The sequence below is a fragment of the Vibrio sp. 10N.261.51.C6 genome (genome assembly GCF_041471785.1).
Classification (GTDB): domain Bacteria; phylum Pseudomonadota; class Gammaproteobacteria; order Enterobacterales; family Vibrionaceae; genus Vibrio; species Vibrio crassostreae_C.
The window spans coordinates 17,177-42,864 of record NZ_JBFRPB010000034.1; the positions used below are offsets into that span (position 1 = coordinate 17,177).

General features: G+C 44.4%; 19 protein-coding genes and 1 pseudogene. 14 read left to right on the forward strand and 6 right to left on the reverse strand.

Annotated elements, in window-relative coordinates; translation table 11 throughout:
- Positions 1–227: 227 nt before the first annotated feature.
- Positions 228–1,199, reverse strand: coding sequence for a tripartite tricarboxylate transporter substrate binding protein (locus tag AB4375_RS09745; RefSeq protein WP_017069360.1), 972 nt, complete (start codon positions 1,197–1,199; stop codon positions 228–230).
- A 499-nt stretch (positions 1,200–1,698) separates the two neighbouring features.
- On the opposite strand from AB4375_RS09745, the gene AB4375_RS09750 reads away from it, so the two are divergent.
- From AB4375_RS09750 to AB4375_RS09800, 11 genes are all read left to right on the forward strand, one after another.
- The gene (locus AB4375_RS09750; protein ID WP_017069361.1) at positions 1,699–4,872 is read left to right on the forward strand and encodes an HD domain-containing phosphohydrolase; all 3,174 of its coding nucleotides are present in this window, start codon (positions 1,699–1,701) and stop codon (positions 4,870–4,872) included.
- A gap of 391 nt (positions 4,873–5,263) precedes the next feature.
- Positions 5,264–5,983 carry a GntR family transcriptional regulator gene (locus AB4375_RS09755; protein WP_017069362.1) on the forward strand — a complete coding sequence of 240 codons (720 nt, stop codon included), beginning with the start codon at positions 5,264–5,266 and terminating at the stop codon, positions 5,981–5,983.
- A 96-nt stretch (positions 5,984–6,079) separates the two neighbouring features.
- The gene (gene prpB / locus AB4375_RS09760) at positions 6,080–6,976 is read left to right on the forward strand and encodes a methylisocitrate lyase (protein ID WP_017062292.1); all 897 of its coding nucleotides are present in this window, start codon (positions 6,080–6,082) and stop codon (positions 6,974–6,976) included.
- 146 nt (positions 6,977–7,122) lie between these two features.
- Positions 7,123–8,337, forward strand: coding sequence for a 2-methylcitrate synthase (gene prpC, locus AB4375_RS09765; protein WP_017069363.1), 1,215 nt, complete (start codon positions 7,123–7,125; stop codon positions 8,335–8,337).
- A gap of 101 nt (positions 8,338–8,438) precedes the next feature.
- Positions 8,439–11,075 (forward strand): Fe/S-dependent 2-methylisocitrate dehydratase AcnD, encoded by a 2,637-nt coding sequence (gene acnD, locus AB4375_RS09770; RefSeq protein ID WP_017069364.1) that lies wholly within the window; start codon positions 8,439–8,441, stop codon positions 11,073–11,075.
- Between the two features lie 9 nt (positions 11,076–11,084).
- Positions 11,085–12,257, forward strand: coding sequence for a 2-methylaconitate cis-trans isomerase PrpF (gene prpF, locus AB4375_RS09775; protein ID WP_372051463.1), 1,173 nt, complete (start codon positions 11,085–11,087; stop codon positions 12,255–12,257).
- Positions 12,258–12,375: 118 nt separating this feature from the next.
- Complete coding sequence (locus AB4375_RS09780; protein WP_372051458.1) at positions 12,376–14,280, forward strand: propionyl-CoA synthetase; 1,905 nt, start codon at positions 12,376–12,378, stop codon at positions 14,278–14,280.
- Between the two features lie 147 nt (positions 14,281–14,427).
- Entirely contained in the window at positions 14,428–14,874 is a 447-nt protein-coding gene (locus tag AB4375_RS09785; protein WP_017069367.1) for a hypothetical protein, read from the forward strand.
- A gap of 236 nt (positions 14,875–15,110) precedes the next feature.
- Positions 15,111–15,512, forward strand: a complete 402-nt coding sequence (locus AB4375_RS09790) for a glycine zipper domain-containing protein (RefSeq protein WP_017062298.1) — start codon at positions 15,111–15,113, stop codon at positions 15,510–15,512.
- Between the two features lie 215 nt (positions 15,513–15,727).
- Positions 15,728–16,207 carry a GNAT family N-acetyltransferase gene (locus AB4375_RS09795; protein ID WP_017069368.1) on the forward strand — a complete coding sequence of 160 codons (480 nt, stop codon included), beginning with the start codon at positions 15,728–15,730 and terminating at the stop codon, positions 16,205–16,207.
- A gap of 86 nt (positions 16,208–16,293) precedes the next feature.
- Entirely contained in the window at positions 16,294–17,706 is a 1,413-nt protein-coding gene (locus AB4375_RS09800) for an NUDIX domain-containing protein (RefSeq protein ID WP_372051459.1), read from the forward strand.
- Positions 17,707–17,806: 100 nt separating this feature from the next.
- Here AB4375_RS09800 and AB4375_RS09805 read toward each other — a convergent pair whose 3' ends face one another.
- The gene (locus AB4375_RS09805) at positions 17,807–18,616 is read right to left on the reverse strand and encodes a Cof-type HAD-IIB family hydrolase (protein WP_017062301.1); all 810 of its coding nucleotides are present in this window, start codon (positions 18,614–18,616) and stop codon (positions 17,807–17,809) included.
- 202 nt (positions 18,617–18,818) lie between these two features.
- Here AB4375_RS09805 and queE point away from each other — a divergent pair, with 202 nt between their 5' ends.
- The gene (gene queE / locus AB4375_RS09810; protein WP_017068031.1) at positions 18,819–19,469 is read left to right on the forward strand and encodes a 7-carboxy-7-deazaguanine synthase QueE; all 651 of its coding nucleotides are present in this window, start codon (positions 18,819–18,821) and stop codon (positions 19,467–19,469) included.
- A 60-nt stretch (positions 19,470–19,529) separates the two neighbouring features.
- The gene (gene queC, locus AB4375_RS09815) at positions 19,530–20,225 is read left to right on the forward strand and encodes a 7-cyano-7-deazaguanine synthase QueC (protein ID WP_017063822.1); all 696 of its coding nucleotides are present in this window, start codon (positions 19,530–19,532) and stop codon (positions 20,223–20,225) included.
- On the opposite strand, the gene AB4375_RS09820 is transcribed toward queC, so the two are convergent.
- The 4 genes from AB4375_RS09820 to AB4375_RS09835 form a co-directional block, all read right to left on the reverse strand.
- On the reverse strand, positions 20,185–22,212 hold the full coding sequence (locus AB4375_RS09820; protein ID WP_372051461.1) for a diguanylate cyclase: 2,028 nt from the start codon (positions 22,210–22,212) through the stop codon (positions 20,185–20,187). The genes queC and AB4375_RS09820 overlap by 41 nt on opposite strands.
- A gap of 162 nt (positions 22,213–22,374) precedes the next feature.
- On the reverse strand, positions 22,375–22,725 hold the full coding sequence (locus AB4375_RS09825; RefSeq protein WP_017062305.1) for a DUF2750 domain-containing protein: 351 nt from the start codon (positions 22,723–22,725) through the stop codon (positions 22,375–22,377).
- 135 nt (positions 22,726–22,860) lie between these two features.
- Positions 22,861–23,478, reverse strand: a complete 618-nt coding sequence (locus tag AB4375_RS09830; protein ID WP_017062306.1) for an OmpA family protein — start codon at positions 23,476–23,478, stop codon at positions 22,861–22,863.
- A complete protein-coding gene (locus AB4375_RS09835; RefSeq protein WP_029235541.1) occupies positions 23,478–24,743 on the reverse strand; it encodes a TolC family outer membrane protein in 1,266 nt (421 codons plus the stop codon). The genes AB4375_RS09830 and AB4375_RS09835 overlap by 1 nt, the downstream gene beginning before the upstream one ends.
- Positions 24,744–25,185: 442 nt before the next feature.
- Here AB4375_RS09835 and AB4375_RS09840 point away from each other — a divergent pair.
- Positions 25,186–25,688, forward strand: a pseudogene (locus AB4375_RS09840) (adhesin); the annotation flags it as partial.

The following is a 25,688-nucleotide window of genomic DNA, read 5'->3' on the forward strand; positions in this document are numbered from 1 at the left end:
TGGTATAAAAAGTAAAAAAGCCGTACATGAGCGAGTCAATGAAATGTCTGGGATCACTAACCAAAGGTAAGCGAATTACGGTACTGGTTTATCAGCCACTTGCGTTTACAACGAATCGGCAAGCGTTAGTAATACGTCTACGAATAAACAAAGGAGTTTGAAGTTAACTCATGCACGGCGAAACAAGGAAAGAGTAAGAGGGCACATAGGCCCTCTATGGTTGTTGGTTATTTCAAGAAACCAAGCTCTCGCATTAGGTCGCCCATCTGTTTTTCTTGATCTTCTAGGAAGGCGTAAAAATCTTTGTCAGCTTTGTAGTTGTCGATCCAACCGTTACGGTCACGAACCACTTGCCACTCATCGGTTTTGTACATTTTGCCAAGCGCTACATTCCACTCGTCGATTTTTGCTTGGCTTGTACCCGGTGCCGCAAAGAAACCACGCCAGTTAGCAAATACTGTCTCGTTGCCGTATTCAGTCAGTGTTGGGATGTTAGGCGCAGCGTCAAGACGCTTTGGAGCCGTCACAGCAAGCACTTTTACTTGGCCAGACTTAGACATCTCTAGTACTTCACCAAGGCCCGTTGAAAGCAGCTGTGTTTCGCCAGAAAGCAGTGCCGCCATCGCTTTACCGCCAGCATCGTAGGCAATGTAACGTACTTTCTTCGCATCAAAACCTTCGCCTTTGAACGCTGCCGCAACCACAAGGTGATCCATGCTGCCACGGGCTGAACCGCCAGCAATTTTCACTTTACGTGGGTTGGTTTCGAACTCTTTAACGACGTCCTCCCAAGTGTCGTATTTAGAATCCGCAGACGCGACAATTGCACCGTAATCGGCAATGGTTGCTGCTACCGGAGTTAGGTCACGGAAAGATTGAGGGAAGATACCTGTTAGTGAACGAACAACGATAGGCGTTGAGTTCACCATTAGCGTGTCTTCTTGGCGTTGTGCCGTTTCGATTAGGTGAGCAATCGCTTTACCGCCACCGCCACCAGACAGGTTTTGGAAAGAGACATTTTCTACGATGTCTGATTTCACCAAAACATCACCCGTACCACGAGCTGTCATATCCCAACCACCACCAGCGCCGCCAGGGATTAGGAAGTGGATTTTTTCTACGTCAGCAGCAAAAGTGTTGAAAGAAAAGGTTGCTGCGATGATAGAAGCCGCAAGAGTAGGTTTCAGTGCCTTGAACATGGTTCACGTTCCTTATGTAGGGGATCTCTTCAATGGAGAGAAACTTATGTTTTATTTCCAGCTACTAAACAGATGAGTAGGATATTGCTTAGCAGATGAAGCTAAAGTTAACGGTGTGTTAATGAAATGTCTGTAATGCGGCGATATTGAGAATAAAGAACATTGGATTAATATTGTTCATAAAGTTCACGGTAACGTGTTTTTGTCCATTTACTGTTGAATGATATCTGGATTCTAAAATCGTAGTTATTGTCTCAGAATGATTGAATTCATTGACAAAGGTTGGATTTAACTAGCGTTTTCTACTCGAGTGCATTGGTTGTTGGTCTATATTGTTAGATGTGACTACGATAACTATTTCTGCAAAAGAGTCAGGTGTATAGAGGTGTTAGATTTTAGATGTGGAATAATGAGTTACTATAGTTGATATGCAACTTAAGCGGTATTGATTGCGCTAGGCTGTTAACTTTGGAGTTGGCGATTATTCAAGGATGAAATAATGGCATTAAAAAAAATTTCGTTACGCTTTACCGTTGGAACAATGTTCATACTCGCGACTGTGCTAACGGCTGTGGTTGCGGTCTCTCTTCAATACTACTTCAGTAAAAAAATGGCGACGGAGAATACTCTGTCAAAGTTGACGATGGTATCTCATGACCTGAGTGATTATATCGGCGCGATTGACTCTGACGCAGCCAACACCGCGCGTTTACTTGCTACAGTGAAACGATCTATCAGTAACAAAATATCGAAAGAAGAGTCGCGTAGTATTCTTTCTGAAGCCATTAAAGATAACCCTCTCTTTTATAGTATTTACATTGGCTCATCCGATGAAAATTTCTTCCAAATTATTAACCTAGAATCTGCCCCTGTCGTTAGAGAAAAAATAGGAGCACAACAAACGGATCGTTGGGTTGTGGTTGAGATTCAAAATATAGGGCAGGAGCGAGTCCGGACAACGAAATACTTTGACCAAGAGTTTTCCCTCAGAAGCTCAACTACGGAGCAGGCCAACTACTTTCCAACGACCAGGCCTTGGTATGTTGCTGCCAATGTTCTGTCGGTCGAAAAAACTCAGCCATATCTTTTTCAGCATTTACAAATTACCGGACAAACTTATTCTTTAGCGTTTGAGTCGAAAATCGAATCTGAAATTCAACATGTGATTGGTATTGATATTGTGCTGTCTTCTTTGGCTAACAAATTATCAGGTACGGCGCTTGGATTAGCAGAAGATAGTAAGGTTGAGTCTTTCTTATATTCGAAATCGGGTAACATTATTGCGTCTAACCTCAAGGTTAATAATCAGGAATCGGAGTTTGATGTATCAAAACTGATGCTATCATCTGAGCAAAAAGCCTTGGTTAATGATACTCCTCCGCTTTTAGTGTCTAATCAAAATGATTGGGGGCCGATGGACTTTTCAGTGGCGGGAAGACCAGACGGCTATGCGATAGACCTTCTCAAAATGATTGGTGGTATGACTGGGATCAGGTTTGAATTTGTGAATGGTTTTTCTTGGGGAGAGCTTGTTAATAAGTTTCAAGAAGGAACTATAGATGGGCTGCAATCGGTGCAAAATTATAAAAATAATGGCATAAGCGGCCTCTACACCACTCCAATCTATGATTTACCGTTTGCTATCGTGACCAGAGAAGACGCGAAGATTATTACTAATTATGCCGAGCTTGAGGATAAAAAAGTGGCCATTTTATCTGGGTGGTCAATTATTCCTAAGCTAAGGGAAGACTTTCCGAATATTGATTTAGTTGAGTTTGAAAACCTAGAGTCCGCATTTGATTCAATTGAAAGCGGAGAGAACTTTGCTTTCTTAGAAGCTGAACCCGTACTCTCGTTTGCATTAGATAGGTTTTTCCAACCAGGCCTTGTTGTAAATGGGGCTCTAGAAGATCTAAAACAGAACTACTCAAATCAATTCCATTTGGTGTTGCAGAGCAAGCATAAGCAATTGCTTCCAATTATTGACAAAGCTATCGGCAGGTTAAGTGATGAACAACTTGATACCTTAGCGAAAAAGTGGCTCCATGATACCGGCTTTAATACGAATACGACGGTTCCTTATATTGAACTTTATGATTTGACTAAGGAAGCAACGGTTGAAGGCAGTATGGTAAGGGTAGAGTTGAATGGCGAGATCAAGCATCTCTATTTAAAGAAAATAGACACGGGCGAACACTACTCTGAATATTTTGCGGTATTGATTCCCGAATCTGAAATCTTTAGTACAGTCAATAAACGTCTAGCAACCTCTGTTGGTATAACGATGTTACTGATGAGTTTGACGTTGCCTATTGCTTGGGGTTTTGGTGCACCGATAGTGCGTCCTATTCGTCAATTAGAGGAAGAGACTCATAAGATCAAGATGCGAGATTATGATAGTGTCGAGCTTGTTGACACTCGAATCAAAGAAGTATGGGAGCTGTCTGTGGCAGTGAAAGGCATGGCGGCAGAGATTAAGCAGCATGAACAGACACAAGAGGCGTTTGTGGAGTCGTTTATCAAGCTTATCGCCCAAGCTATCGATGATAAATCTGCTTATACGGCAGGGCACTGTAATCGTGTACCAAAACTCGGCTTGATGTTGGCTGATGCAGTTGAGAAATCACAGTCCGATCATTTCAAAGATTTTGAGTTTAAAAATGATGATGAACGTCGTGAATTCAGAATTGCGGCTTGGCTTCACGATTGTGGCAAGATCACGATACCCGAACACATCGTCGATAAAGGTACGAAGCTAGAAGCGAACTACAACCGAATTCACGAGGTGAGAACTCGATTTGAAGTACTTTGGCGTGATGCGGAAATCACCGCTTTGAGAAAGCAACTTGAAGGTACGCTATCAACGCAGCAAATTGCAGATGAGTTTGCGACAACCAAACAACAGCTACAAGATGACTTTACTTTTATCGCGACATCGAACGTTGGTGGTGAATTCATGAGTGAAGACAAAGTCGCTCGTATTCACGCGATAGCTGAGACGACTTGGACGCGTAACTTTGATGATCAACTTGGTTTATCACCGATAGAAGCGTTGAACCGAGAACCGAGTGCAAGTTTACCAGCGACAGAGCCACTGTTAAGTGATAAACCTGAACATATAGTGAGAAGAGATAGGCCGTTAGAGTTTGACCCGAAACATAAAATCAAAATGGATGTACCTGAGCACTTATATAACCTAGGCGAAGTCTACAATCTGAGTATTGCACGCGGCACGTTGACTGCAGAAGACAGATTCAAGATAAACGAGCACATGCTTGGCACGATTAAGATGCTTGAGAATCTGCCATTCCCGAAAGAGCTAAGCCGTGTTCCTCGCTATGCTTCGACGCATCATGAAACACTCAAAGGTACGGGATATCCAAGGAAGCTGACTGGTGATGACCTTTCAATCCCAGAACGTATTCTGGTGATCTCCGATATTTTTGAGGCGTTAACTGCTGCGGATAGGCCTTATAAGAAGGCGAAGCCAATCAGTGTTGCTGTCGACATCATGTACAAAATGGCGTTGGACGAGCATCTCGATATCGAACTGTTTAGATTGTTCTTAACCAGCGGTACTCACCTGCGTTATGCAGAAGAGTATCTCAAACCGGAACAAATTGATTTCGTTGATATCAACAAATACCTAGAAGTTACTCGTCAGATAGCTTGATTAAAGGTTGGCTTGTTAGAACGGGTTCGATGAATGAAAGGCGCACATGAGTGCGCCTTTTTTATATCTGTTTATCGGTGAGCTGGTGGATAGATACGAAGGGGGCTGCTTTTGACAAGTTTCGGCTATAAGTTGTCGACACATCGATTTCTAATAATTGTAGGGTAAGTAAGGGTTTGTTGAGCCTCTCCTAGGTTAATTCATTTATTAACAGTTGGTTAAGTCATTATTTGCGTGTTTTCTAACAAACTTTATCGTCTATAAAAAACACTACCTTAGTCTAAATTGTCGACAATCTACTTGATTGTCGACAATCCGATCGTGTATTTTATGTTCATGTTATGGAATTGTTGACAATTAAGGTTCAGCAAATAGAAGTGAGCAGCTGAATATGAATACTGCGATAAAAGATCTAAGCTTAAATGCAAACACGAAAACACGTGTTAGCGATAAAGAGAACACTAAATCAGAAAATCTCACTGAGTATCTCGTTGAGGCGATTGTTAACGGTGAATTAGCACCGGGCAGTAAGATCTCGGAGCCTGAACTGGCTAAACGCTTCGAGGTAAGTCGAGGTCCATTACGTGAAGCGATAATGCGTGTGGAAGGGCTAGGGCTTATTGAGCGAATTCCTCATGTCGGCGCTCGAGTTATTACTTTTTCTGCAGAGAAACTGCTAGAGCTTTACGCGGTGCGAGAGGCATTGGAAGGCATGGCGGCTCGCCTAGCAGCGCGACATATCACACAAGAAGAGCTTATCGGGCTTGAAGGCTTATTGTCGACACATTCTAAACATATCGATGAAGTCGAAGGTTCATCTTACTTCCATCAACATGGGGATTTCGATTTTCATTACCGCATTATCAAAGCGAGTCGTAACAGCAAATTGATCTCTCTGTTGTGTGACGAGCTTTATCACCTATTACGCATGTACCGCTATCAATCGCCTAGGGCTCAGTCTCGACCAAAAGAGGCGCTCGATGAACACAAATACATCCTACAAGCGATTCGTAATCGCGATGAAGAGCTAGCAGAAATGCTAATGCGACGACACATCTCGGGCAGTCGATTGCTGATAGAACAACAAATTCAATCCAAAGATCTTGATTAACTGGCGATTGGTATTTGCCAGCGGTTCTTCGCTGGCGAGAGCTAAACATCAGTAGTCATAAAGATTAGAAATTAACAATTAACAAGGAGCGTCATTATGAAGTTATCAGCAGGAGCTAAGTTCCGACAAGCTGTGCAAGACAACGATCCATTGCAGATTGTCGGCACGGTGAATCCGTATTGCGCGATGATGGCAAAGAACTTGGGGCATCAGGCGATCTATTTGTCTGGTGGAGGTATCGCCAATGCGTCTTACGGTTTGCCTGATTTAGGTATCACCACATTGAACGATGTGTTGGTAGATGTTGAACGTATTACCAACGCGTGTGATCTGCCATTGCTGGTGGATATCGATACGGGATTTGGTGGCGCATTCAATATTGCACGTACGATTCGCGCTATGGAGAAGGCAGGCGCAGCAGCAATCCATATGGAAGACCAAGTGGCCCAGAAACGCTGTGGTCATCGACCAAATAAAGCGATTGTAAGTCAGCAAGAGATGGTCGATAGAGTCAAAGCGGCAACCGATGCTAGAACCGATGAAAGCTTTGTGATTATGGCACGTACGGATGCATTGGCGGTTGAAGGCATTGATAGCGCAATTGAGCGAGCGATAGCTTGTGTTGAAGCGGGCGCAGACATGATCTTCCCTGAGGCGATGAATCAACTCGATCAATACGTGAAGTTCTCGGCAGCGCTGAAATCAGCAACGGGCAAGCACGTGCCTATTCTTGCGAACATCACTGAATTTGGCCAAACACCACTCTACAGCTGTAACGAGTTAGCCCAATCAAGTGTCGACATGGTGCTTTATCCATTGAGTGCGTTCCGTGCGATGAACAAAGCGGCGGAGAATGTTTACAAACACTTGTTAGTTGAAGGTAATCAAGAAGCTTTGTTGGATTCAATGCAAACCCGTAAAGAGCTTTACGAACACCTGAATTACCACGACTACGAGAACAAGCTTGATCAGTTGTTTTCAAGCGAAGGGTAAACCGGTTTCAATTAATCAAAAATCAACTTAATCCAATAACGTGAAATGGTTAGTCGCCATATCCAGTACCGATGATAAAGATCATCGGATACATAAACAGGCAGCACCAAAGAGTGCAGGCGACTAACACAGAAAAGGAGTTCACCATGTCTGTATCTTTGAGTGATAAAGCAGCTGTCGATAAGGCTTCAACAGAAAATCTACAACAAAGCGAAAAAACAGCAAGCAACTCAGCCAGCGCACCTGCCATCGGTGGTGCTGGTCTGCGTGGCCAGAGTGCGGGAACCACGGCGCTATGTACGGTAGGCCAGTCAGGAACGGGTTTGACCTACCGTGGCTATGACATAACCGACCTTGCTAATCATGCTCAGTTCGAAGAAGTGGCGCATCTGTTACTAAGAGGTCATTTGCCCAGTGAAAAAGAGTTAGACGATTACAAAACGTTGTTGATTGGTTTGCGCGGCTTGCCTCAACCTTTGAAAGCAGCACTAGAGCTTATCCCTGTAGACGCTCATCCAATGGATGTGATGAGAACGGGTTGTTCAATGCTAGGTAATCTAGAGCAAGAGTCAGATTTTTCTGAGCAACTGTCTGCGACTGAGCGAATGCTTGTGCTTTTCCCTGCGATTATTTGTTACTGGTACCGCTTTAGTCATGATGGCGTGCGCATTGACACTGAAGATCAAAGCGAAGCATGTCTGGGTGGCTACTTCTTGAAAATGCTAACAGACAAAACTCCAAGTAAACTTCATAAGAAGGTGATGCATTGCTCGCTCACCCTATACGCGGAACACGAGTTTAATGCTTCAACCTTTGCCGCTCGTGTGTGTGCATCAACCCTGTCTGATATCCATTCGTGTGTCACCGCAGCGATTGGTACGTTGAGAGGCCCTTTACATGGAGGTGCGAATGAAGCGGCGATGGAAATGATCCAAGATTGGCAAACCGCTGATGAAGCAGAAACTAACATCATGCAGATGCTTGCTAACAAAGACAAAATCATGGGCTTCGGTCATGCCGTTTATCGTGAAAGCGACCCGCGAAATGCGCTAATCAAGCGTTGGTCAAAAGAGTTAGCTCAAGAAGTGGGAGATAAGCAGCTTTACGCCGTTTCTGAGCGTGTTGAAGCGGTAATGAAGCGCGAGAAAGGCTTGTTCTGTAATGCTGACTTCTTCCATGCGTCGGCTTATCACTTCATGGACATCCCAACCAAATTGTTTACTCCTATCTTCGTGATGAGCCGCCTTACGGGTTGGACGGCGCACGTGTTCGAACAGAGAGAAAATAATCGCATCATTCGTCCAAGTGCAGACTACACCGGCCCAGAGCATCAAGACTGGCTACCAATCCACTTACGTTAGTTCTCTATATCGAGCCGACTTATGTCTTGAGGTGACTTCCGTCTTCATATGACAAGGCCTCAAGAACCAACGAATAGAATTTAACAGATAATGGTGGATGTATGTCTGATGTAAAACTTGAAAGAAACCAAGAGCTTGATGAAAACAAGTATCGAAAGGTTTTACCGGGAACGGGTTTAGAATATTTCGACGCTTGCGAAGCGGTAGAAGCAATATCCCCGGGCGCTTATAAAACCTTGCCTTATACGTCGCGAGTGTTGGCAGAGCAATTAGTAAGACGCTGTGATCCTGAAACCCTTGAAGACAGCTTAAAACAGATCATTGAACGCAAGAGCGACTTAGATTTTCCTTGGTATCCTGCGCGAGTGGTGTGTCATGACATTCTAGGTCAGACCGCTTTAGTTGATTTAGCTGGCTTACGCGATGCAATTGCCGACCAAGGCGGAGACCCTGCCAAGGTGAACCCAGTGGTCGAAACTCAACTGATTGTTGATCACTCTTTGGCAGTAGAACATGCCGGGTTTGATAACGAAGCATTTGATAAAAACCGCGCGATTGAAGAGCGCAGAAACGAAGACCGTTTTCACTTTATCGAATGGTGTAAAACCGCGTTTAAAAACGTGAGTGTGATTCCTGCGGGTAATGGAATTATGCACCAGATTAACTTGGAGAAAATGTCTCCAGTGATTCAATCTAAAGAAGGCATCGCGTTTCCTGATACCTGTGTCGGCACCGACAGTCATACTCCTCATGTTGACGCTCTGGGTGTTATTGCAATTGGTGTGGGCGGCTTGGAAGCTGAGACAGTGATGCTCGGTCGTCCGTCAATGATGCGTTTGCCTGATATTGTCGGCGTTAAACTAACGGGTCAACGACAAGAAGGGATCACCGCAACGGATATTGTGCTTGCGATTACTGAGTTCCTTCGCAATGAGAGAGTGGTCTCAAGCTATTTGGAATTCTTCGGTGAAGGGGCTCGTGCTCTGACTATTGGTGACCGCGCAACGATATCTAACATGACGCCAGAATATGGTGCGACAGCGGGTATGTTCTATATCGATGAGCAGACTATTCAATACCTGAAACTCACTGGTCGAGAGCCTGAGCAGGTTGAACTAGTTGAACGCTACGCCAAGCAAACCGGGCTATGGGCTGACGATCTCGATTCTGCTCAATATGAGCGTGTACTTGAGTTTGACTTATCGAAGGTTGAGCGCAATCTTGCAGGGCCGTCTAACCCTCATCGCCGTTTGCCAACCAGAGAGCTGGCTGAACAAGGTATCAGTCAAACATCTTGGAAAGAGCAGCATGCTAAGCAGTACAGGGATGATCAGATGCCTGATGGTGCCGTAATCATCGCAGCGATTACCTCTTGTACTAACACCAGTAATCCAAGAAATGTGGTCGCCGCAGCATTGGTGGCTAAGAAAGCCAATCAACTTGGATTAGTTCGTAAGCCGTGGGTGAAAACATCATTTGCGCCGGGCTCTAAAGTTGCCAAGCTCTATCTTGAGTCGGCAGGTTTGCTACCTGAGCTGGAAAAGCTAGGCTTCGGTATCGTCGGCTATGCGTGTACTACCTGTAATGGTATGAGCGGAGCCCTAGATCCTGCTATCCAACAAGAGATCATCGACCGCGACCTGTATTCAACCGCTGTGTTGTCAGGGAATCGAAACTTTGATGGTCGAATCCATCCCTATGCCAAACAAGCGTATTTAGCCTCACCGCCATTGGTGGTTGCTTACGCGTTGGCTGGCACGATTCGCTTTGATATCGAGAAAGACAGCTTAGGCACCGACAACAATGGTAAGCCAATCTACTTAAGTGATTTATGGCCGAGTGATGCCGAGATCGATGCCGTTGTCGGTGAGCACGTTAAGCCTCAGCAATTCCAACAGATCTACGTAAAAATGTTCCAGCCAGACGAGGAGCAGGTGACGACTGAACCGCTTTATGACTGGCGACCTCAAAGTACCTATATCCGAAGACCACCTTATTGGGAAGGTGCTCTTGCGGGAGAACGAAGCCTATCTGGTATGAGACCTTTAGCTATTCTGGGTGACAATATCACTACAGATCACTTATCCCCTTCAAATGCGATTCTCGCTTCGAGCGCTGCGGGGGAATACCTCACCAAAATGGAAGTGCCGGAAGAGGATTTTAACTCTTACGCGACCCATCGAGGTGATCACTTAACCGCGCAACGAGCAACATTCGCCAACCCTACGCTGTATAACGAAATGGTTAAGGACGCTGGAGAAGTCGTGCAAGGTTCACTAGCAAGAGTTGAACCCGAAGGTCAAGTTACGCGAATGTGGGAAGCGATAGAAACCTACATGAACCGTAAACAGCCTTTGATTGTCGTGGCGGGTGCCGATTATGGACAAGGTTCATCACGTGACTGGGCAGCCAAAGGTGTGCGCTTAGCGGGTGTTGAAGTAATTGTGGCAGAAGGGTTTGAACGAATTCACAGAACCAACTTAGTTGGCATGGGCGTGTTGCCTTTGCAGTTTAAAGCGGGAACTAATCGCAACACCTTGCAACTCGACGGTACCGAGTTTTACGACGTTTACGGCGACATTGAAGCGGGTTCTGATTTGGCTCTAGTCATCACTCGTAAAAACGGTGACAAGCTGGATGTTCCTGTGACCTGCCGACTAGACACGGCAGACGAAGTGAATGTGTACAGCGCTGGTGGCGTATTGCAACGTTTCGCTAAAGACTTTCTCGCACAGTAGGAGCTTATGATGACAAATAAACAGATAAAAGTACCTGCTACCTACATGCGGGGCGGAACAAGCAAAGGTGTCTTTTTCAACTTAAGTGACTTACCTGAAGCTGCTCAAGTTGCCGGAGAAGCTCGAGACGCATTACTTCTGCGCGTGATTGGTAGTCCAGATCCTTATGGCAAACAAACCGATGGTATGGGTGGTGCAACATCCAGTACCAGTAAAACCGTGATTGTTTCGAAAAGTAGTAAAGCCGATCACGATGTTGACTACCTATTCGGCCAAGTTGCCATTGATAAGCCGTTTGTGGACTGGAGCGGTAACTGCGGCAATCTGTCTGCTGCAGTGGGCCCATTTGCTATTCATAGTGGCCTAGTCGACTCGAATCGTATTCCAGAAAACGGTGTGGTCGAGGTGCGAGTATGGCAAGTGAACATAGAGAAAACCATTATTGTTCATGTACCTATCGCTGGTGGCGAAGTTCAAGAGTTAGGTGATTTTGAACTCGACGGTGTGACTTTCCCCGCCGCTGAGATCCAAGTTGATTTCCTAGACCCCGCCGATGCGAGTGGCTCTATGTTCCCAACAGGGAATGTTGTCGATTTTTTAGATGTTCCCGATCTGGGTTGCATCAAAGCGACATACATTAATGCTGGGATACCCACCATTTTTGTTGATGCTGAATCGGTTGGCTACCAAGGCACTGAACTTCAATCAGATATCAATAGTGATACCAAAGCCTTGGCTCTGTTTGAATCCATACGAGCACATGGTGCAGTAGCAATGGGTCTTATTGATTCTTTAGAACAAGCTGAATCACGTCAACATACACCTAAAGTCGCGTTTGTTGCTAAGCCTCAAGCGTACCAAGCTTCCAGTGGTAAATCGGTTGCTGTCGAAGATACTGACCTTCTGGTGCGTGCTTTGTCTATGGGGCAACTGCACCATGCCATGATGGGTACGGCTGCGGTTGCTATTGCTTCAGCGGCAAGTGTTCCTGGCACGCTAGTGAATTTAGCGGCGGGAGGAGGCTCTCGTGACTTTGTGACTTTTGGGCACCCATCAGGAACATTGAAGGTAGGTGCTAAAGCGCTGCAGGCCGAAAGTGGGTGGAAAATAGAGAGGGCGATTATGAGTCGTAGTGCCCGAGTGATCATGGAAGGTGCCATTCGTGTGCCTTTTCCCAAGTAAAGCGATTGTCGTGAACGGTTAAATGTTCACGAATACAACGCTGAGAAAAGAGTGCACCCAAGTGAAACTGTTAAAAGCTAGTCGCTTGGACTAATGGATAAATCATGGAGGAGGCACTATGTCTGCTACGAATCGAATGACTAGAAAAACAGATTACATCACCGAGTATCAATGGGCGAGGGAAGACCCAAATTCGTTTTGGGAAACACAATCACAAGCGATAGATTGGTTTGAACCACCAAAAACGATATTACAAACTGACGATAACGGAATTGAGCGTTGGTTTCCTGATGGGGTGATGAACACCTGCTGGCTCGCGCTGGATTATCATTGTGAAAATGGGCGAGGTGACAATACCGCACTGATTTACGACTCTCCAGTTACAGGAACTCAATCCTCGTACACTTACAATCAATTGCGTAACCAAGTGGCTAAAGTCGCTGGTATGTTAGCCACGCAAGGCGTTACCAAAGGTGATCGTGTGGTGATCTACATGCCAATGATTCCTGAAGCGGCGATGGCAATGTTGGCCTGTGCACGACTAGGTGCGGTGCATTCGGTGGTGTTTGGTGGTTTTGCCCCTCATGAGCTTGCCGTTCGAATTGAAGATGCCGAGCCCAAGGTGTTGATTACTGCATCCTGCGGTGTCGAGATAAATAAAGTCCTGCCATATAAGCCGATGGTCGATCGCGCGATCATGGACAGCCGATGGAAGCCTGAGAAAGTGGTGGTATTCCAAAGAGAGCAGTCACTAGCCGAATTGAACAACGAACGCGATGTACTCTGGCAACAAGCCGTTGAGGATGCTTTGCCTCACGTATGTGTGCCTGTTCTAGCGACTGACCCACTATATATCTTGTATACATCAGGGACGACGGGTAAGCCAAAAGGCGTGGTGCGCGATAATGGTGGTCATGCGGTCGCGATGAAATACTCGATGAGCACTATCTACGATATGCCGCAAGATGGTGTGTTTTGGGCGGCTTCTGATGTCGGCTGGGTAGTGGGGCATTCCTATATTGTGTATGCGCCATTGATTCATGGTTGCACAACCATCTTGTTTGAAGGAAAGCCAGTCAGAACGCCAGATCCGGGGGCATTCTGGCGTGTGTGTGAAGAGTACAACGTCGATGTGTTATTTTCTGCGCCAACGGCATTTAGAGCTATCAAGAAAGAAGATCCTGAAGGCGAGTTACTCACCAAGTATGACTTATCATCGCTCAAGTCGATTTTTATGGCGGGAGAGCGTTTGGACCCGCCAACATTGGATTGGGTTGAGTCTCATACCAATAAACCGGTTATTGACCACTGGTGGCAAACCGAAACGGGTTGGGCTATTTCTGCCAATCCGACAGGGCTGGAATCTTTACCTGTAAAAGCGGGTTCTTCAACCAAACCTGTTCCGGGTTACCAAGTGGAGATCCTCAATGAGTTGGGTGAAATCGCACAAACGAATCAACAAGGGTTTGTGGCACTCAAACGACCATTGCCGCCTGGTTGTTTACCCACGGTATGGCGCAATCATGATCGGTTTGAATCCGGCTATTTGAGTCAGTTCCCGGGCTATTATGTTTCTGGGGACGGTGGCTATCTTGATGAAGATGGGTATCTATTTATCATGGGCCGTATCGACGATGTGATAAACGTAGCGGGACACCGTCTGTCGACTGGAGAAATGGAAGAGATCGTGGGTGGTCACCCAGCCATTGCAGAATGTGCGGTAGTCGGGATTCACGATGACTTGAAAGGACAACTTCCTTTAGGTCTAGTTGTGTTAAAAGATGGCGTAAAAGTCGATGGCATTGAGTTGCAAAGGGAATTGGTTGGCAAGGTTCGTAATGAGATCGGCGCGGTAGCTTGTTTTAAGCAAGCCTTGGTTGTTGAGAGGTTACCTAAGACACGCTCAGGTAAGATCTTACGTAGAACGATCCGGCAGATCGCAGAAGGTGAACAATATGTGGTGCCTTCAACTATTGACGACCCTACCAGCTTAACTGAAATTGCTGAAAAGCTCGGCAAATAGACGTCGCAGTTTAGGTAATCTCACCTTCGGCTTGTTGATTTATACATAATCCGGCGTGATGGTTTACCTAAACGCTACTTTATTCATCCGCTTATCCATTGCGTTTACTATGACCTCATTATGAATCCCACATATTGAGGTCTTTTTATGCGAGCTTACTTTTTGTTGATTGCTTTATTGGTCAGTGGTGCTGCTAGTGCCAGTATTTCAAAGGATGAAGCGAGTAGAGCGTTGTTAGAACCTTTGAGTCATCCCAAGGTATTTAAATGTGTATCAAAGACTGGCGTCGATCTCTATCAAGCGGTTTTTGATATTGGTGTGGGATATGAAGCCGACCCTATTACCTCGAAGATGATCGTTAATTCAAGGAAAGGCCGCTACGAATATCAAATCTTAGGCGCAGCAAGGTCTGAAAGAGCTGGTGAAATTGTCGTGTTAACTCGCCATGTGGGAGACGGTGTTAAAGTTGCGGCTATGATTGATGACGAAAATGGCAAGATACTGGGGATCGGCGACAAAAATCATTATCGAGATTGTGGTGTTAGGCCACCACCTAGCGTAGCAAACATGCAAAACTTTTGGTCTAAAGGCTAAGAGATATGTGAAAGGCAAGAATTATAGAGAAAGCGCGATTGAGGCGACCTTATTGGTCGCCTTTTTTGTTGGTGAGGATAAAGCGAGCTCAAAGCTATATATCATTAATCAGTAATGCGATGGCTGAATAATACATAGCTGAACATGATGTATCGTCTAAACGTGGCTTTATTTATCTCATTAACGGCTCTGCTTAAGATGGTTCTACTCAAAACGAAGAACTAAGCGAGACTCCTATGAAATTCACTAAACCTTTTCTTTTAGCGACACTGATTGTGACTCTTTCTGGTTGCGCATCACCAGCAATGGATAACGAAAATGAGAATGCCGCACGTAATCGTGGTGCGGTAGGTGGTGCTTTATTAGGAGCAACAGCCGGCGCTCTAACTGGAGATGCGAGTTTAGCCGTTAAGGGCGCTGCATTAGGTGGTGTGACCGGTGGTGTTGCGGGTTCAATGAAAGATACGGACGATGCAAGAAACGCACAACGAACCCAAGTTACTGCTGATGGTCTAGCGCAAGACAATCGCACCGATGCAGAAAAGCGAGTTGCGGAAGTAGAGGCGGAAATTAAGCTTATTGAACTGGAACAACAGCTTGCTGATCTCAAAGAAGAGAAAGAAGATAACGGTGCATAAAGCTGAAGCTACAGCAAAAGCCGCAGCAAAAAACATAGCCTAGATATTCGTTTAATTGAAAATCATTCAAACAGAATGGCCACGTAATGTGGCCGTTTTTGTATCTAAAATACACACTTCAAACAATGAATTAATTCAATAACTTGTATAGATACTCACGCCAAGTAAACTAGACTCAGTTTAGATATTAATTTGGTTTGAGAAGCGCAATAGTCATGAATGTCATCTTAAGGGCTGCAAAGCATACGGATTTGGAACAACTTAACGAGTTAATGTTCGATCTCCACCATCACCACCACCTTGCTAGCCCAGAGCACTTTAAAACGGCAGAAGAGATTGAGCAGGAAAAAAGCATTGCACGATACTTGGATGACCCTGAATGTTTGGTTTATGTGGCATTAAAAGGAGAGCTCATTGTTGGCTTTATCTCTGGGCATTTTTGTGAGCTTATCTCAACGGTGAGTAAACCGGTGCCGATGGGGAGTGTCGATGAACTGTTTGTCTTGCCTGATTATCGAAAAGAATCGATTGCTGAAAAGTTGTTTAGCAAAGTTGAAGCGACTTTTGATGATTATGGGGTTGAACAAGTCTTTGTAGAGGTTTGGGACTTTAATTCACCTGCCAAGGACTTCTATCAAAAAATGGGGTTCACACCTCACATTCAATGGATGAGGAAGGCTTTGCACAAAACGTAGACAGCGATTTTGTGTGGCTTTGATTACAATAGTTCAACTGCAACAGCAGTCTTCAATATTCTTCTATTATTTTTTAGGTAAACTCGTTGGTTATTCGATATTTATTAGTTTTCATACTGTCTCTTTTGAGTACTACTTCCGCTTGGACAAACGACACTTTGCCCGATCATATCGCGGGCGCCTTGTGTGTAGTACGTGCTGATAACCAAATCGTGTTGGTTGATGAGTTGATCACCGGTCAATTGTCTCTACCGGGAGGCACTGTTGTTTCAGGTGAGCCGCCAGCCGTCGCGGCGCAACGTGAAACGTGGGAAGAGGCTGGTTTGTCGGTAACGGTCGGTGATGTGCTAGGTTATACCGACAGTGCCGTCGTGTTTGATTGTATTTCTGACTCTGAAGTGATCAGTTACAAGGCTCGAAATGAGTTAGGTGGCTTTGAGCTGCCGATTTGGTTTGCTCCTCATTATGGCGTGGAAGTCAGCCGAGCGATGTTACTTCCTCCTACTGAATTGCAAGATCACCAATACCGCTACCCAGAGCAATGGTCTGAGATTAACGAGCTGTTTTTATCTGCGACAGATCAACCGGTGACGTATGTGACTGAGCTGGTGGGCGCGGCACCCAAAGTCCATCAAGTTGAATTAAATTGGATTGTGTCACTTCAAAACACGTTCGATAAGATGCCAAGCGTATTTGCGAATACTGTGCTTTTTACTGACTTGTTGGCCAAGCCATGGGTCTTCATTGTGATATTGCCGTTAATTGCTTGGTACTTTGGCCGTAACTTCGCGTTGAAGTTTGGCTTCACTTTGATCTCGGTGACACTACTTACTTTAATCGCGCACCAAGGTTTTGGTTTTCCACGTCCACACGCTTACATGCCAACATTGAAACTGGTGATGAGCAGTGGGTATAGTTTTCCAAGTCTGTTGGCTGCCTTGTGGGTCAGTTTAACCTTGTTAGTCTTTTGGAAACTAAAGCGCCTCTTGGAGCAAAAAGCCATTCTGGTAGTGCTCGCTGGCCTGCTGTGGATCATGCTATTTAAGTCTTATTCAGGTAGTGCGTTTTTTAGTGATGTATTAATGGGTGGCGTATTAGGCGCTTTAACGACGTGGCATATCGTGAGATTAGACGCGAAACCGGATGTTGATATTAGCGCCTTATTGAGTTCTAAAGGTGTTTGGTGGGCATTGTGCTTACTGTCGATTGTTCTGACGGTGATATGGCCACTGCCAACATTCTCATTCTGGGTGGCGATTTTGATGACGATTGCATGCCTAGTGACGTTAACAGACTCGAAACCTTTGGTTGGTCAGTTCTCATTCAAGATCGTTCTTGGAGTGATGGCGATGTTGTTAGCGGGAAATCTGCTGATTAGCTGGGCTGGAAGCTTTGTCTCTTTCAGCGGTATTGCTTCATTTATTGTTGAAACGTTACGTTTCCCAATCTTGATTCTGTTTGGTGTGGTGGCATTTCGTCTGCCATGGAAAAGAGAGTAAGCGACTCGACTAACACAAAATCAAAAAGGCTGTGCAGTGCACAGCCTTTGTCATTTCTGAAACAAGCAAAAAGTAATTCTTATTAGAACCTGTTGAGCGTTTATGAGTTGAAGATAAACTTCTCAATCGCGACCGCTACACCATGGTCGTCGTTGCTAGCTGTGATGTGATCCGCCAGTTTCTTGGTTTCTTCCATTGCGTTTTCCATTGCAATGCCAAGGCCTGCGTATTCAAGCATATGGTGATCGTTTTCAGCATCACCCATGCAGATGACTTCTTCCGCTTTAATGCCTAAGTGTTTCGCTATCGCTTCAATACCGACACCCTTGTTTGATTTCGGGTTTAGGAACTCTAAGAAGAATGGTGCACTTTGTACGATAGTAAACTGAGTCTTAAGCTCTTGTGGCAACTTACCGATGATTTCAGTCAGCTTGCTTGGTTCAGCGACAATCATAGTTTTGATGATTTCGTGGTCATCTTCTAGTTGAGAAAAGTCGAACTCGGTTATATCTAAGCAATTAATACGCGCTTCAATACCAGTGTACTCATTGTTCTCAGGTGTGATTAAGCCGTGGATCTTGCTGAAAGCATGGACATAACCACCAAGCTGTTCAGCGAGGGCAGCAATCTCTTTTGCGGCTTTACCGTTGCTGATCTCACTGTGAATGATCTCTTTTGTCGATACGTTCTGAACCATAGAGCCGTTGTAGAAGAGTACAAAGTCATCTTCGCCGTCAATCGAAAGCTCATCTAATTTGCTTTGCATGCCTTCTAAAGGGCGACCAGAAGCGAGAACTACTTTCACACCTGCAGCTCGTGCTTTGGCGATTGCGTCTTTGTTCTCTTGAGAAATCACTTTTTCACTGTTGAGTAGTGTGCCATCCATATCAAGAGCAATCAGTTTGTACATGTTGTTCCTTACTAAAAAATTAAAAGCTAACGAAATCTATGGGCGAAAGGATAAGGGAACTTGAAAGTTCAGGCTAGGGCTTTGATCAACTCATTTATCAGTACTCATTTGTTTGACCAAAAGGGGGAAGTGCTTTAAGGTCTGCGGTTGATTAATTTCATCAAATGATTGAGCTGAGGGAAAGTTGTACAAGATTAATGAAATGTTTGAAACCATTCAGGGTGAGGGCGTGTTTACTGGCGTTCCCGCTGTTTTTGTTCGTCTGCAAATTTGCCCAGTGGGCTGTTCTTGGTGTGATACCAAGCAGACCTGGGAAGCGTTGCCAGAAGAGGAAACCAGCCTTGGCGATATTATGGTTAAGACAGAAGATTCACCTACTTGGTCAGCAATCGATGCTCAAGGAATCGTGAATGAATATATCAAGCAAGGTTACACTGCTAAGCACATTGTGATTACTGGTGGTGAGCCATGCATTTATGATCTTGTTCCTCTTACTGAAGCGTTTGAGCAGCACGGTTGTCGCTGTCAGATTGAGACTAGCGGAACATCAGAAGTTAAAGCCACACCGGACACTTGGGTTACGGTGTCACCGAAAGTGGCGATGAAAGCCAAATTGGATATCCTTGATAGCGCACTCGTTCGTGCGAATGAAATCAAGCACCCTGTTGGTACAGGTAAAGATATCGAGCAACTAGATGCTCTTATTGCTAGAGCCGATGTTCCTGAAAATACAGTCATTGCACTTCAACCTATTAGCCAAAAAGAACGTGCAACGCAACTGTGTATTGATACTTGTATTGAACGTAACTGGCGTTTATCTATTCAAACTCACAAATATTTGAGCATCGCGTAGGTTGCATTTGTTTACTGGTCTAGATAAGTCGCTAGTAGAAGATTCTCGTAAGGATTTAAGATGAAAAAAGCAGTCGTAGTATTCAGTGGTGGTCAAGACTCAACAACGTGTCTTGTTCAAGCTTTAAAAGAGTATGATGAAGTTCATGCGATTACGTTTGATTATGGTCAGCGCCATAGACTCGAGATTGAAGTTGCTGAGTCATTGTCGAAAGAGCTTGGTGTGAAAGCGCACAAAGTGATGGATGTGACTCTGTTGAATGAACTGGCTATCAGCTCTTTGACTCGTGACGATATTCCTGTGTCTCATGAGCTGCAAGAGAATGGGCTGCCGAATTCATTCGTTCCTGGTCGTAATATTCTATTTCTGACTCTAGCGGGTATTTACGCTTACCAAATCGGTGCTGAAACCGTGATTACAGGTGTGTGTGAAACAGACTTTTCTGGTTACCCTGATTGTCGTAATGACTTTGTGAAGGCGATGAACTCTGCACTTGTACAAGGTATGGACAAGCAGCTTGATATCAAAACACCGCTAATGTGGTTAAACAAGGCTGAGACATGGGCGCTAGCAGACCAGTACTCAGCACTTGAACTTGTTAGAAACAAAACACTGACTTGTTACAACGGCATTGTTGGTGATGGCTGTGGCGATTGTCCGGCATGTGAACTGCGTAAAGTTGGCCTTAACGATTACCTCGGTGATCGCGAAAGCATCATGGCTGAGTTGGTTCGCAAACAGGCTGAGAATAAATAATTTCAGGTAAATCAATCGGTTCGTTATATGCATCAATAATGCAGTTTCGGCCGTTGCTTTTGGCTTGATAGAGTGCTTGGTCGAGCACTGAATACAAGTCATCAAAGTCACTTAATGCGTTTGAGGTTGCTAGATAAGCAAAACTCGCGGTCACATTAAGTGACTTTTTGCTTTCTGATAAAAAGACAGTGCTTGAAATGGCGTAGTGCAACTCTTCAACGCGTTCTCGTACCTCTGCTGGTGGGGTATCGGTTAACATGATGACAAATTCTTCACCCCCTAAGCGACCAAACAATTCACCATTCACTAAGTGTTTTCTAATTTGATCACTAATATGGACCAGTGCCCGATCACCAGTAGGGTGCCCATGCTCATCATTAATCTTCTTAAACTTATCTAGATCGAGCAGCACGAGCACATGCTGTTTGTCCGTCCCTTTACAGCGTTTCACTCTTTTGATTCTTCGAATTATCTCAGTTCGGCTATATGCTTTCGTTAAGCCATCAATTGCTGCTTTTGCGCGAACCGTTTTGTTTATCAATACCGTGAAGCTTGCAGCGCAAAGCAACAGAATAACAACGATGTTGTACATCCATCTTTGATGTTCCATTTTTTCAATTTGAACGCGGTCGAGTTTCGTCTGATGTGTCAGGAAAGAGCTTTCTAGTTCTTGTTCATATTTGGCGTGCGTCAGGCCGAGCGCTTCGAGTGCGAGTCGATTGTCGATATCTCTAGCTTCCATTTGTATTGACGAGTATCGCTGGTAGAAATAGAAAGCTTGTTGGTAATCGCTGAGTGATTGATGAATATCAGAAAGCTGAAGAAGTGACTGCGCGATGTATTTATGCCTTGTGACTTGTTCAGCTAATTCTAGCGCTTGTTGAGCATAGTTGAGTGCTTCCGTTGGCAGTTTCTGTTCTTCGAACATATCGCTGATCGCCAAGTAAGCATTGATGCGAATGACATCATTGCTCAGTTCGCTCGAAGCTGAAAGAGACTCAATTAGGTAGGTTCTCGCCACATCATAGTTTTTCGTTTGAGTGTACGCTTTTCCTAAGCCAAGACTTGTGAGTGCAATACCGTAGCTATGCGACGTTGAGCTCAGCAGTGTTCTTGCTGTCTGAAAGTGGTGAATTGCTAGTTCACTTTGCTCTTGGTTAAGGTAGAGATCCGCAAGGCTGTGATGCACTTGTGCTTTCATTAAATCTGAAGCGTTTACTCTGAGAATGAGAGCTTGCTCTAGATACTCCGCCGATTTTTCATATTGCTTTAATTCTTTGAGCAAGTTACCCACATCGTTGTAAACCCCTGAAATATCATGCCCTTGTGGAAACACGTTTATTAGTGATAGGTAGGTGTCTAGTGCAGCTTGATAGTCACTGCGGAAATGATGATTGTTCGCGATGACTCGATAAGTCCCGAATTTTGGTAATACAGGGTCAGCGATGTCATGTAAATCTGACTGAAGGGCAGAGCAGTAATAGTTCGCTTGATGGTATTTAGCTTGCTCGTTAAGCGATCGGCATAGCTGGTACTCTAGTAAGGCTTTACCAGTTAAATCACTGCGAGATTGCATTTTCGCCAAAAGTGTTAGAAAGCCTTGTTGTGCTTGTTCATATTGGCCTTTGCCGTCTTTCCTCAGAGCAGAAATAAACGCTGTTTCTATCGCTTGGTAGTCATTGTCGTTTGAAGCGATTCCGTAGAACGGCTGATCTCGGTGGCTCATGTATTGATACAGAAGAGACGCAAGGTAAAGCTTATCTCCATAAACCGTTGAGCCGATGTAGCGTGTTTGCAGCATGTTTAATGCGCGCTCAGGAGAGTGGTTTAAAGTAGAGAGATAAAGCGCGTTCCAATCAGCATTTGGAGTAGAGCTTAGATTGGAGGTATAGACTGGTGAATTGTGGTCACGATCTGATGTTGATACTTGGCTATAAGAACAAAAGCTAATGAATAGTAGAAAGGTAACAAAAACGAAGTGATTCACAAGAGACGATCAATCAGATAAAGAACGATATTCTATTGTTAGTTTGATGTTGCTTCAAATTTTGAATGGTGCGACTACGTGGTTATGCGAGGTAGGTCTCTAATTTATTGATACTAATCAGAGGTATATCGGTCGCGCGAATCGTGCGACCGATATCGGAAATTAGATGTATAATTTCGCTAGGTCAGAAGGCTCAAGTTCTTTGCCTTCTAATGTTGCATTCCAGTTAGTACCAACAAGAACGCCGTCTTCAGCAAGAGTCAGTAACCAATCTTCTACAAAGATATCTAGTGGAATTTCTAATACTTCGAAGTCAGCCCACTCTTCAACGTTGTGAGTTTGAGCATCTTCTTTTGAAGACCAGAATGGCATCACTTCGCTGTTTTCGAATTCACTTGAGTCACATGCTAGCCAACCTTCTTCGTTGCGAAGGCCCCATACCAGTTTAGTTTCTTGTGTTTCAGAAACGAAAAGTTCTAGATTTGCTTGAGTATCAGCTGTTAGTTTGCTCATGGATTAATTCTCTATGTTGATAACGTGGCAAGATTAACATTATAGACGGCTTAGGTATATGCTATTCAAGGAATTATCACCATACCGAAACGTTAACTTAAGATAACGTTTCAGTATGGTAAAAGCTGGGTACGCCTACTTTTTAATTTTGGTGAAGATGTGCCATTCTTCTTTGATATTACCCTTAAATCCAACAACGGAAGCAACAACTTTTCGATGTAGTGCGTGATTGATTTGGGTGTCATCACTGCTGAATTCAGAATCACCATGACCTACGATGCTGACTCTAGATGGCTGAATACCGTTGCTAATTAGCGCTCGTCTTACATGTGATGCACGTTCTTTCGAAAGCTTTAGGTTATGTTCCGCGTTACCTACTTTGCTGGCATAACCTTGCAATTCAATGCTGGTACTTTCGTAGCGCTTTAAAAATGCCGCCATTTGGCGTATCTGCCCTAGAAAGACAGGGTTTATTTCCGTTGAATTATTAGCGAAGAGTATATGCAGCTCTTTCTTTTCCGATGACTCGAAATATGATCCACAACCGTCGTTATCGATCTCGGCACCAATTTGTGTATCGGGACATAAATCTCGCGCGTTTATTACACCGTCATTGTCATCATCTTGAAGATCGTAAATTTGAGTGACCGGCGGTAGAGCGCGATATTCGAATTCATCTTCGTTGTTTTCAGCTAAAGCATTGGCAGATACAACCATGAAGCAAAGCGATAATACTGTGTTGGTAAGCTTCATTAATATTCCACCTTTTCATTCCATTCTTCTGGGATCTCAACTCGTAAACCGATGAGTAGGTTACCAGTTGCGTTCATTACGCGATATTTTGCGTATTGCTCGTCATACTTAGCATCTAAATAGCCTTTACGAGCTTCGAATAATTCATTCTCAGTGTTAAGTAAGTCGAGAAGGGTACGTTTACCGATACGGTATTGTTTCTCATATGAGATTACCGTGTCTGATGCCGAGTCTACGTGGTCAGATAGGAACTCTTTTTGCTGAACCGTTAAATCAAGTGCGCTCCATGATAGACGTAGACTCTCTTCTACATTGCGGTAAGTACTTTCGCGAAGGTCCTTGGCTTTGTTGAGTTGGTAGGCTGCACTTTCTGTGCGGTCTTGATCCGAACCACCATTGTAAAGGTTGTATCTTAAACGAACCATGGCAGAAAACTCATCGCTGCTGCCTTCTGTACCACCGGCGTCATCACGCCAAGTTTGAGCGGCTTCAAAAGAAACAGTCGGGTAGTTGGTACTCTTAGATTGTTTGTATTGGAACTTCGCTGAGTCAACATCGGCTTGTGCAATCTTAATGACTGGATGCTGGTTAAACGCTTTTGCCAACGCACCATCAACGGTATAAGGAATTGCACCCGCATCTGCGCGAGGGAAAGTTAACCCTAAAGGAGATTGACCAACAAGTCTTTTAAACTGAGTATGCGTATCAAAAAGGTTGTTTTGAGCAGCAAGCAAATTCCCGTGCGCTTTCGCAATACGAGCTTCAACTTGTGACATATCTGCGGTTGAACCAATACCTGATTCCACGCGCTTACGAATATCGTTATATATCTCTTTGTGCGTCGCTAAGTTACTTTCTGAAAGAGAAAGCACTTCATAGGCTTTCACTGCATCAAGATAAACCTTTGTTACTTCTAAAGCGATGTCTTGCGCGTTAGATAGTAGTTGATAGCGCACGGACTCTGCATCAGCCGCAGTACGGTCAATATCATTGGATGTATTAGCGCCATCCCATATTAACTGGGTCAAGGTGATAGTTGCTTCTTTTCTAGTCAGATCGGTAGTGCCAGGGTTGGTTGCAAGATCTGTATGTTCATAACCAATCCCACCATCTAGGTCTATACTTGGTCGATAAGCACCACCAGAAGCGTCGTTAAGATAACGCTTACTGATATATTCGTTATAAGCACTTTTGATTTCAGGGTTGCTTTCCAACGTAGAAGCGACAGCTTGCTCTAAGGTTTGTGCTGTAGCTGGAAAGGTCAGTGCTATAGATAGCCCTATGGTCGTCGTTTGAATCCTGTTCAATTTGCATCTCTCCAAAATGAATCACACCTGAGTCTTAATTTTGCACGATAATATACAAAATTCAGATGAACCGCCAAAAAATTTACGATCGCTACAATTGGTGCTCGTAAATGGTTGTAAAGTTGTTAGCCGATCGCTGTGCGTATTGTGATGTTTTGATGCACTTTGAACCCTATTAATATGTCAATTATTTTTCGTTAGCACAATAACTTATGTAAAATTTGAGAGCGCTTTCGATATTGATGTATGTGACCGTTGTCATCATGGTGTATACGAACTTGTTAAAATATGCATTCATAACTATGAATTATATAGTGTTAGGTGTTATATTTTGTCTAATATTATAAATACAATGTCACTATTTTGACGTTTTGATTGAAAATGGGTTTTAGGGGTTTATATGGACATGACAGTATTGAATGTGAGCGGTGCACTGGCACTTGGTCAACGCATTGTTGTTTCGGTAGATGGTACAATTAAAGTCCTAGAAGACGGCCAGCCATTACAAGCAGGGGATGTCATTCTTGAATCCCAAAGCGAAAACTCTGAATCTCCAATTTCAGTCAAGCGTTTTTCGCCTGAAGATGGCGGTGAAGTTGAACTAGACCAAGACATTGCAAATATCTTTGCGGCTTTAGAAGAAGGTCAGGATCCGACGGAGCTAGGCGAAGAATTTGCAACGGCAGCTGGTGAAAGTGGTTCAAGCCTAGTAAGTAGCGGGACTATTGAGCGCGACGGTGAAGAAACCATTCCAGGTACTGAATTTGTAACGACGGGCTTTGAAGCGCTGGGAATGTCTCGTACTCAAAGCTTGAGTCTTCTTGATGCTTTCCGTTCGGTTGACCAACCGGATAGCCTAGGCACAGACAGCGAGACCATAGTTGACACAACAGCTCCAGATGC